Source organism: Moraxella lacunata (assembly GCF_002027545.1).
GTDB lineage: Bacteria > Pseudomonadota > Gammaproteobacteria > Pseudomonadales > Moraxellaceae > Moraxella > Moraxella lacunata.
This window is the reverse complement of the sequence record NZ_MXAN01000094.1, coordinates 1-3,805: the sequence shown is the minus strand read 5'-3', so window position 1 is coordinate 3,805 and position 3,805 is coordinate 1. Positions and strand designations below refer to the sequence as shown.

The window sequence follows — 3,805 nt, the reverse complement described above, 5'->3', positions numbered from 1 at the left end:
GTGGATTGGCAGGAGCAATACTTTTATCATGCACAATAACTGCACATTTTGCAGTATCTGTATAAGTTTTGGCTTGGGCTACTGCTGGAAATAATATCATATTAAGTAAAGCTGTTGAAACAATTAATGTTTTCTTGAGCATAGTCTTACCCCTTCTAAAATTAAACAATTCACTTATTCTACATTGATATATTTTTAAAATCAACTGAAATAAGATTTACTTTCACCACCCAAACAACTCATAAAACTTACCAATGAATTTGGGGTCTTTGTGGGCTACTCCTTGCTCTCGTGCTTCCTTGAACCACTTTGAAAAGATATTATTATCAAAGTTCTTGGCAACTTCATCAAGGGCTTGCTCTTGGTATTGCTCGTCTAGGCTCTCAAACATTTCAATGAATGATATTCTACGCTGTTCGGCTCGCTCTTTCTCTTGGCGTTCCTGTTCGTCTTTGGCTAATTTGTCCGCCTGTTCTTTGGCTTTTTGGGCTTGTCTTTTGGCTTTCTCACGCTCTTTGCGTTCTCTCTCGGCTTTCTCTGCTTGGCGGTGTTGTTCTAAGCCCTGATTTATCAAGTTTTGGCGGTGTAAAGGGTCTGTAATGCCCTTTTGGTCTGCATAGGCGGTCTTATTGGCGACAACTTCACGCTCTTTATCGGTTAAACCGTCAAAAATGTCTTTGGTGTTGGGGTCTCGTTCGGTGTTCTCTTTGGTCTTTTTGGGTTTGGCATTGGCTTTTTGCTTAAACTCAAAATGAAATCCAACGATAACCCGCCCTTGTTTCTTTTGGGTGTAAGTGGCTGATAAATCAGTATTTTCATTGATTTGTTTTAGGGCAAAATCCAATACATACGCCTTAAAATTACTCATTGTCTTGTATTCGTTCGGCAGTAGTCCAAAACGAAAACGCAAGTCATCAAGGGAAATATCCAGCCACCCTGTGCCAGTCTTTTTATCCAAATGTCGCATAAAAAATTCATACAATCGCATTGCGTAACTACTTGATAATTGGGCGACTTGCTCAATTTCATAACTTGTAAACCGTCTTTCTAGTTCTACAAGCATTGGAATAATGGCGGTAGAAAACATAAATTTAACCGTTCCTTCCCCTTCGCCATAGTCGGCAGACTGCGTAAAACGCTCATAGCGTACACGCTGTTCGCCCTTATCAGTTAAGTATTTGTATCCCCACTTAGCATCAAACAAGCCCATAACCGCTTGCTTTAACGCTTTATACGCCCCTTGACGAGTTCCACCAAAGTTTGTGATGTAATCATCTGCGTGTATGGTCAGCATTTTGTCTTTAAGCTGTTCTACGGTGTCGCCAACATTGCGAGCCTTTAAGATTGCCAATAACACCAATCTTTGCTCAACTTCGCCCAGTCTATGACTGGCTTCAATCAAAGCATTGTCTTTAACAACTAAACTTCCCATAAAATCAATACCTTAAATAATATTTAAATAGGTTTATACACCCAATTTTAAATTTAAATAATTATATCATATACATATTTAAAAATAAAATTATTTTTTTATTATTTAAATGGTAACCAAACCTAGTTTTATTGGTAACCAAACCTAGTTTTATTGGTAACCAAACCTAGTTTTATTGGTAACCAAACCTAGTTAAATACCCCCCAGAACCCCAGTATTTTCAAGGGTTGCAGGGGGGCTATAAAACTATTATAAATATATACAAATTAAAAAAAAACGCTTCGCTCTTTTTTTAACCAAAAATTTAAATTTTTCCTTTGTCTTTTTAACCAATAGAACCATTGAAAGAACCAAAATAATCTTGGTCTTTTGACTGCTCTTGTTGAACCTGTTTAGGTTCTACTGGTAACTCTGGTAAACCAAATAACTTACGGTCTCTGTTCTCTGTTAAATATTTATCTAACCAAGCAAGAATGTTTTGATTGTACTGCTCATCATTTTTCATTCTCTGCAACAACATAGCACCCAGTAAAATTTTTCTCCTAGTCTCATCTTTGCGTTCTTTCTCTTTGGCTTTTTTCTTTTCACGATTTTCAGCCAGTTTCTTTTGTTCTTTAAGCTGTTTTAGCTTGGTTTCAAAGTCTGCTATCTTGTCATCAATAGATTTAGCCATAGGTTAAGCCCCTTTTATCAGAAACGGAATAATGTCCCTTAGAGTACCAAAAGTGGCAGATGTTGCCATACATACCCCAAGCCGAGCAGGGGACGAGCGAAACCACCACGCCCACATAATGCTAACCACAAGAAAAGCCGAGTTAGGGGCGGATAACCGCCTTGTTTTAACAGAAAAAATAGACCTTGAACTATCCAACGCCAAGCGAAAAGAATTAGGCTTGCAATCATCAAGCAAGGAAATCATCAGCATTCGCCAAGATTGGGAACGCATAGCAAACGCCCATTTGGAGCGAGCAGGGATAGCCGAGCGTATAGACCACCGTAGCCACAAGGAACTTGAAAACGGCAAAATACCGCAAATCCACGAAACACCCCAAGTAACCGCAATGAGACGAAAGGGGATAGAGACCGAGATTAGCCGAGCCAATGACGAACGCAGGGCATACAACGCCCAAATAGACCACCAAAACGCCCTAGAACGCCCCACAGAGCCACAGAAAGCCCAAGAGAGTGATTTACTAGCCAAAGCACAGGCAAGCCTACAAAATCGCTTACAGGAGCGTTTAGAGCAACGAGAACAGGCACGGCAGGCAGAACAACAAGCCGAGAGAGAACGCCAAGCCCAAGAGATTGAGCAATCAAGACAAAACCAAGATAGGGGATTTAGCCGATGAGCAACCAAGATAACACCGAGCTGATTGAAGTGGTTTTAGGGCTTTTGGAGAAGTCCAAACAGCAAGACGAGAGCATTCAAAAAGCGATTAAAGCCCTAGAAAGCGAAAAAACCGCCCTAGAAACGCTTAGGAGCGATTTTAAGGGGGTAGTAAGGTGTCAGGTAGGGGAGAGTGTCCAAAACGCCCTAGAAGCCCCTACAAACGCATTAGAAATGCAAATAAACCGCATAGGGGGAGTAACTGCCCACTTGCAACAGGCAAAAAAGGATTTGGATTGGCGTGCTAACCTTTGGTATTTTGGCGGTTTTGCGGTGTTTATGGCGTGCTGTATGGGTTTTATGTTGTGGTTTGTGCCAAGTTTAGACGAGATAGGGGCTAGACGAGCCGAATTAGACCACTTAACCGCCCAAATTGAGAAAGCCCAAAATCTAAAACGACTACAAACCAGTAATTGCGACAAGCGGTTATGCGTAAAAGTCATTGAAAGTAAATGCAATTACGGCAGTAAGGGGGATAAGTATTGTGTGGCGGATTTGAAGTAATTAAAAACCCATTATTGATTTCAACAATAATGGGTTTAATTTTCTAAGAAAAGTTTTCTTGTAAGGCATTGGCAACAAAATCAATGCAACTTTGTGGGTCATCAAATATCTTTTCGTCCAAATCTATAGAATGTGAGTGAGTATCTAATACATAAAAACTTTCGTCTGGTTTACTATCAACAAAAGAACACTGTAAGGAAAATGTGTCCAATCTAAATAATTCGCCCCTAAAACCACTACTGGATTTAAGAACTTCAAGTCTATAAACCAAGCCATCATCATCAGTATCAATTACATCAAAAACAACAGTTTTAACTACTTCTTTATACCTAATAGGCATTTGAAAGCTCCTTAAATTTTCTTACCACAATCACAATGACGAGCATAAGTGCCTCTTGGAGCTTTGCTCGTTGCATTCTTTTTCGCAGCCGTACAAGCCAGTGCTTTAGTTTTTCCTGTACCTGTACCTGTTACCCATTGTG

At 40.0% G+C, this 3,805-nt stretch carries 4 protein-coding genes and 1 pseudogene; 2 read left to right on the top strand and 3 right to left on the bottom strand.

Annotation, left to right across the window (positions count from 1 at the left end; all coding sequences use genetic code 11):
* Positions 1-223 precede the first annotated feature (223 nt).
* Both repM and B5J94_RS11915 read right to left on the bottom strand, forming a co-directional pair.
* Positions 224-1,432 (bottom strand): replication initiation protein RepM, encoded by a 1,209-nt coding sequence (gene repM, locus B5J94_RS11920; protein ID WP_062501535.1) that lies wholly within the window; start codon positions 1,430-1,432, stop codon positions 224-226.
* A 406-nt stretch (positions 1,433-1,838) separates the two neighbouring features.
* Positions 1,839-2,105: pseudogene (locus B5J94_RS11915) on the bottom strand (mobilization protein); the annotation flags it as partial.
* Positions 2,106-2,136: 31 nt separating this feature from the next.
* Between B5J94_RS11915 and B5J94_RS11910 the strand changes: the two are divergent.
* Positions 2,137-2,781, top strand: coding sequence for a MobA/MobL family protein (locus B5J94_RS11910; RefSeq protein WP_079364155.1), 645 nt, complete (start codon positions 2,137-2,139; stop codon positions 2,779-2,781).
* The gene (locus B5J94_RS11905) at positions 2,778-3,323 is read left to right on the top strand and encodes a hypothetical protein (protein ID WP_062501541.1); all 546 of its coding nucleotides are present in this window, start codon (positions 2,778-2,780) and stop codon (positions 3,321-3,323) included. Before B5J94_RS11910 ends, B5J94_RS11905 begins: the two co-directional genes overlap by 4 nt.
* Positions 3,324-3,366: 43 nt before the next feature.
* On the opposite strand, the gene B5J94_RS11900 is transcribed toward B5J94_RS11905, so the two are convergent.
* On the bottom strand, positions 3,367-3,663 hold the full coding sequence (locus B5J94_RS11900) for a hypothetical protein (protein ID WP_062501539.1): 297 nt from the start codon (positions 3,661-3,663) through the stop codon (positions 3,367-3,369).
* Positions 3,664-3,805: the final 142 nt, after the last annotated feature.

Bases quoted from the DNA above. Each gene is read 5' to 3' on its own strand.
- repM (WP_062501535.1), bottom strand. From the start codon at position 1,432: ATGGGAAGTTTAGTTGTTAAAGACAATGCTTTGATTGAAGCCAGTCAT.
- B5J94_RS11910 (WP_079364155.1), top strand. From the start codon at position 2,137: ATGTCCCTTAGAGTACCAAAAGTGGCAGATGTTGCCATACATACCCCA.
- B5J94_RS11905 (WP_062501541.1), top strand. From the start codon at position 2,778: ATGAGCAACCAAGATAACACCGAGCTGATTGAAGTGGTTTTAGGGCTT.
- B5J94_RS11900 (WP_062501539.1), bottom strand. From the start codon at position 3,663: ATGCCTATTAGGTATAAAGAAGTAGTTAAAACTGTTGTTTTTGATGTA.